7 protein-coding genes are annotated in these 4,952 nt (G+C 73.9%); 5 read left to right on the top strand and 2 right to left on the bottom strand.

What is annotated here, in order from left to right; genetic code table 11:
- Positions 1 to 276: DNA-formamidopyrimidine glycosylase family protein (locus JNW89_RS27595; RefSeq protein ID WP_305070544.1), on the bottom strand; the 276-nt coding region annotated here is incomplete at its 3' end.
- Between the two features lie 110 nt (positions 277 to 386).
- Between JNW89_RS27595 and JNW89_RS27590 the strand changes: the two genes are divergently transcribed.
- The 3 genes from JNW89_RS27590 to JNW89_RS27585 all read left to right on the top strand — a co-directional run bounded on the left by JNW89_RS27590 (position 387) and on the right by JNW89_RS27585 (position 2,293).
- Complete coding sequence (locus JNW89_RS27590) at positions 387 to 1,475, top strand: spore photoproduct lyase family protein (RefSeq protein ID WP_238450240.1); 1,089 nt, start codon at positions 387 to 389, stop codon at positions 1,473 to 1,475.
- An 84-nt stretch (positions 1,476 to 1,559) separates the two neighbouring features.
- Complete coding sequence (locus tag JNW89_RS38205; RefSeq protein WP_309140009.1) at positions 1,560 to 1,862, top strand: methyltransferase domain-containing protein; 303 nt, start codon at positions 1,560 to 1,562, stop codon at positions 1,860 to 1,862.
- Complete coding sequence (locus tag JNW89_RS27585) at positions 1,811 to 2,293, top strand: hypothetical protein (RefSeq protein ID WP_309140010.1); 483 nt, start codon at positions 1,811 to 1,813, stop codon at positions 2,291 to 2,293. Before JNW89_RS38205 ends, JNW89_RS27585 begins: the two co-directional genes overlap by 52 nt.
- 10 nt (positions 2,294 to 2,303) lie before the next feature.
- On the opposite strand, the gene JNW89_RS27580 is transcribed toward JNW89_RS27585, so the two are convergent.
- Positions 2,304 to 3,827 carry a glycosyltransferase family 39 protein gene (locus tag JNW89_RS27580; RefSeq protein WP_238450241.1) on the bottom strand — a complete coding sequence of 508 codons (1,524 nt, stop codon included), beginning with the start codon at positions 3,825 to 3,827 and terminating at the stop codon, positions 2,304 to 2,306.
- A gap of 110 nt (positions 3,828 to 3,937) precedes the next feature.
- Here JNW89_RS27580 and JNW89_RS27575 point away from each other — a divergent pair, with 110 nt between their 5' ends.
- Together JNW89_RS27575 and JNW89_RS27570 are read left to right on the top strand one after the other, a co-directional pair.
- A complete protein-coding gene (locus tag JNW89_RS27575; RefSeq protein WP_238450242.1) occupies positions 3,938 to 4,423 on the top strand; it encodes a GNAT family N-acetyltransferase in 486 nt (161 codons plus the stop codon).
- A gap of 55 nt (positions 4,424 to 4,478) precedes the next feature.
- Entirely contained in the window at positions 4,479 to 4,868 is a 390-nt protein-coding gene (locus JNW89_RS27570) for a cupin domain-containing protein (protein ID WP_238451276.1), read from the top strand.
- The last annotated feature ends 84 nt before the right edge of the window (positions 4,869 to 4,952 follow it).

The raw sequence follows: 4,952 nt of genomic DNA, 5'->3' as shown, positions 1-4,952 counted from the left end.
GCCGGCCAGCCGCAGCCGCACCCCGCCGCGCGGGGCGACGGTCGGATCGTCGTGGCGCAGGAACAGCCCGCGCATGCCGAGATGGACGTGCAGGGTGGGGCTCTCCTCCAGGTGGTAGAACAGGTGCTTGCCGTACGCCTCCACCGCGTGCAGCCGGTGCCCGTCGTACGGGCCGGGATCGAGGCGGCCCTGTGGGCTGGAGACGGCCAGCACCTGCCCGGCGAGCGCGGCGTGCTGCTCGCGGGCGTACCGGTGGATGAGGTGCCCCTCGGGCATGTCACCGGCGCCGACGGGACACAACGGGCAACCAGGGCATGACGGCGGGTACCCGGCGCGTCGGAGGGGAAACCCCGCCCTGACCGGGAAGAAGGGCGATCGGTCGGCAGTTGTACCGGTCCGTGACCGGCGACGCCCCGCAGCCCCGGCTGCTCGACATCCGGCGGATCTTCGTGGAGCCGGAGGCCGCCGCGCTTCCCCGCGGCCGGGAGGTGCTGGCTCGCTTTCCCGACGCCGAGCGGATCGAGATCGACAGTCACACCCGGATCCCCGAGCTGTACGGCGACGAGACGAACGTGGCCCGCTGGGTGCGGATCAAGACCGAGACCCTCGTGCTCGGCGTGAAGAAGTCACTCACGGCCCGGCCCAACGGCCGCTCCAGCGACTTCATCGCCCCGTCCACCGCGAACGGTTGCGCCATGGCGTGTGCCTACTGCTACGTCCCCCGGCGCAAGGGCTACAGCAATCCGATCACCGTCTTCGCCAACATCGAGCGGATCACCGGCTACCTGTCCCGGCACGTCGCCCGGCAGGGCGCGAAGGGCGCCGCGAACCAGTGCGACCCGCACGCGTGGGTGTACGACATCGGCGAGAACTCCGACTGCTCGCTGGACGCCCGGGTCAGCGACAACGTCCGGGACCTGGTCAGCTGTTTCCGCGGCCTGCCCACCGCCAAGGCCAGCTTCGCCACCAAGCACGTCAACCGCGACCTGCTCGACTGGGACCCGCGCGGGCGGACCCGGATCCGGTTCTCGCTGATGCCGGCCCGCGACGCCAAGCTGCTCGACATCCGCACCTCACCGGTCGCCGAGCGGATCTCGGCCATCGACGACTTCGTCGCCGCCGGCTACGAGGTGCACGTCAACTTCAGCCCGGTGGTGGTACGCGACGGTTGGCTCGACGACTGGGCGGAGCTGCTCGAGCAGCTCGACGCCGGGATCGGCCCGCCGGCCCGGGCGCAGCTCGCCGCCGAGGTCATCTTCCTCACCCACAACGACCGGCTGCACGAGGTCAACCTCGGCTGGCACCCGAAGGCCGAGGAGCTGCTCTGGCGCCCGGAGCTGCAGCAACCCAAGCGCTCGCAGTCCGGCGGCTGGAACGTGCGCTACCGCACCGGTGAGAAAGGCCGCTACGTGGCCGCGCTGACCGAGCTGATCTCCGCCCGCGCGCCGTACTGCCGGATCCGGTACGCCTTCTAGCCGCCCCGACGGCGCCAGCCGGGACGGCCGCTGGTGGCCGGAATCCGCCTCGTGCCGAACCGCCGGCCCGGTTAGCGTGCGGCGGTGCGTAACGCGGAGTTCACCGATCCCCGCCTCGTCGCGGTCTACGACGTCGAGTGCCCGTGGGGCCCTGACGACGACTTCTTCCTCGCCGAGGTCGGCGTCGACCCGGCCCGGGTGCTGGACCTCGGCTGCGGCACCGGCCGCCTGGCCCTGGCCCTGGCTGCCGCCGGGCACACCGTCACCGGCGTCGACCGGCCCGCGCCTCACTGGACGCCGCCCGCGCCAAGCCCGGCGCGGACCGGGTCACCTGGGTGGAGGGTGGCGCGGAGGTGCTGCCCGGCGGGGCGTACGACGTGGCGGTGATGACCAGCCACGTGGCGCAGTTCGTGGTGGACGACGACGAGTGGCGGCGGGTCCTGGCCGCGCTGCGTCGGGCGCTGCGTACGGGTGGCCGGCTGCTCTTCGATTCCCGGGATCCGGCCGACCGGCGCTGGGAGCGGTGGAACCCGGTCGACTCGCGCCGGTCGGTCCGCCTGCCGGACGGCTCGGACGTGGTGACCTGGACCGAGGTGACCGAGGCCCGGGACGGCGTCGTGCGGTTCACCCGACATTTCGGCTTCGCCGACGGTGAGGTGCGCGGCGAGGCGGTGCTGCGGTTCCGTACCGAAAGGGAGTTGCGGGACTCGCTCGCGGGGGCGGGTTTCCGGGTGCAGCGGATTCACGGTGGCTGGCAGGGGGAGCCGGTGGGTGCGGGGGACGACGGCGAGTTCGTGGTGGTGGCGACGGCGCTCTGACGATCCCGGTTCAGCCGGCGTGGCGTACCTCCTGGTCCCAGATCTGGTCCCACGGGCGCCGCAGGCCCTGGCACAGCCAGATTGGGCCGCCGTTCTCGTCGTTGTCCACGTCGACGCGCTGGTCGACCCGGCCGGCGAGGGTGACCTGTCGGAACCAGCCGCGTAGCTGGTCGGGGCGGTCCCAGCCGACCGCGAGCACGGTGTCGGCGTCGGCGGGCGGCCGGCCGAACTCGGCCATGCTGTTGTGCCCCGAGTAGGCGCGGGGCAGGTCGCGTGCGGGGCCGTAGCGGGCGACGGCGCCGGCCTCGCCGTAGTTGCCGGTGAGGATCACCGCGCGCTGCCGCTGCTCCGGCGGCAGCCCACGGTGCACGGCGGCGAGCGAGTCGGCGAACGCCGGCCAGCCGATGGTCTCCCCGGCGTCGTAGTTGACCTCGACGACGAAGCCGGGCAGCCGGTCGGCGGGCAGCGTGGGCAGCAGCAGCACGGCGCTGCCGGTGACCGCGACGACCGCGGCGGCGGCCAGTAGCACCCGACGCGGCACGGTACGCGCCCAGTCGGCGGTGACGACCGCGCCGGCGGCGGTGAGCACCAGCAGCAGCGGCGCGTCGTAATAGCCCTTGCCGCCGGCCACCAGCACGATGCCGAACACCACCAGCCAGGCCCAGCCCAGCGCCCGGTAGGCCCGCCACCGGGGGCGGCGCAGCAGGGCGACCAGCCCGGCGACCCAGATCGGCACCGCCACCGGACTGATGATGAGCAGTTGCAGCACGACCGCGTCGAGGCGGCCGCTGTAGGAGCTGTCCCCGTCGGCGATCGACGAGGCGACCGCGAGCTGCGGGAAGTCGTGCGCGGCCTGCCAGGCGAGGTTCGGTACGGCGAGCAGCGCGGCCAGCGCCACGCCGGCGAGCACCCACCGGTCGCGTAGCAGCCGGCGCGGCCCGGCGATCGCCACCCCGGCGAGCAGCCCCACGCCCAGTAGCGCGGGCAGCAGCTTGTTGAGCATCCCGACGCCGAGTACCGCGCCGAGGCCGAGCGCCCAGCGCGGGTCGCCGCGCAGCACCCGGACCGCGCAGTACGCCGCGGCCAGCCAGACCAGCAGGTCCACGGTGGTGGTGCTGAGCAGGTGCCCGGCGGCGAGGACGACGCCGGCCACCGCGGTGGTGCCCGCGGCGAGGAGCTGCCCGCCGCGTCCGGCGCCGAACTGGCGGGCCAGCGCCGCCACCAGCGCCACCGCGGCCCCGGCGATCAGCGCCGACGGGGTACGCAGCACGACGAGGTTGCCCGGGGCGAGGGTGTCCATCGCGCGGGCCAGGGCCGGGACGAGCGGCCCCTGGTCGACGTAGCCCCAGTCGAGGTGCCGGCCGCAGAGCAGGAAGTACAGCTCGTCGCGGTGGTAGCCGTACCGGTGGGCCAGCGCCAGCAGAATGACGGTGACCGCGCCGGCGACCAGCCACGGCCCTTTCGTGCGGGGCCCGGGTGCTGGCGGCGCGGCGGGAGCTGCCGCGTCCGGACGGTCGGTGACGGGTACGGCCACGCTCCCATGGTGGCCGCTCGGGTGCGTACCGCGCTGTCCCGGACCGGTCACGGTTCGGCACCGGCGGATCCGGTTGGCGTCGCGGCGGGGCTGCGGTTAGCTTTGCCCCGATGCTGATCAGAGAGTTCACCGACGCCGACTGGCCGCAGGTGTGGTCGATCGTGCGGGAGGTCGTCGTCGCGGCCGACACCTTCGTCTACGACCCGGGGCTGACCGAGGAGTCAGCACGCGCCATGTGGGTGGAGGCGCCGCCGGGGGTGACCGTGGTCGCCCTGGACGGTGACCGGGTCCTCGGCACGGCGAAGATCGGCCCGAACAAGCCCGGGCCGGGCGCGCACGTCGCCACGGCCAGTTTCATGGTGTCCGCCGACGCGCGGGGCCGGGGCGTCGGCCGGGCGATGGTCGAGTACGCCCTGGACTGGGCCCGCCGGCAGGGGTACGCGGCGATGCAGTTCAACGCGGTGGCCGAGTCCAACACGTGGGCGGTGGAGCTGTACCGGCGGCTCGGGTTCACGGTGATCGGCACGGTGCCGGAGGCGTTCGCGCTGCCGGACGGCAAGCGGGTCGGCCTGCACATCATGCACCGCTTCCTCTGAGCCCCGAGGGGGACACCGCGCGCCCGAACGGGCGCGGCGGTGCCAGGATGGGCCGATGAGCGATGAGCCGATCGACCTGGCGGTGGCGCTGGCCGGTTTCGACCAGCTATGGAGCCCGCGGATCGTCACCCGGGTCAACGACTACGACGTGCGGATCGCCAAGGTGGCCGGGGAGCACGTCTGGCACGTCCACGACGACACCGACGAGTTCTTCCTGGTCCTCGACGGCGAGCTGCGCATCGCGCTGCGCGACGGCGACGGCGAGCGGATGGTGGTGCTGCCGCGCGGCGCGGTGTACGTGGTGCCGCGCGGGACGTCGCACCGGCCGTCCTCGGTGGACGGCGCGTCCATCCTGATGTTCGAGCCGTCCGGCACGTCCAGTGTCGGGGACCGGCACGACGAGGTCCCCAAGCACGTGGACGCCACCACCGGCCACGCGCTCTGACCGGTCAGCCCACTGCCGCTCCGGCCCGCTCGGGCGCCGGGGCGACGGGCCAGGCCAGCCGCCGTACGCCGGGCACGGCGGCGG

This window comes from Micromonospora sp. 4G55 (assembly GCF_016803375.1).
The sequence above is the reverse complement of the archived record's forward strand: the minus strand, read 5'-3'. Positions and strand labels throughout refer to the sequence as shown.

Coding starts and splice junctions, on each gene's coding strand:
- JNW89_RS27570 (WP_238451276.1), top strand. CDS start 4,479: ATGAGCGATGAGCCGATCGACCTGGCGGTGGCGCTGGCCGGTTTCGAC.
- JNW89_RS27575 (WP_238450242.1), top strand. CDS start 3,938: ATGCTGATCAGAGAGTTCACCGACGCCGACTGGCCGCAGGTGTGGTCG.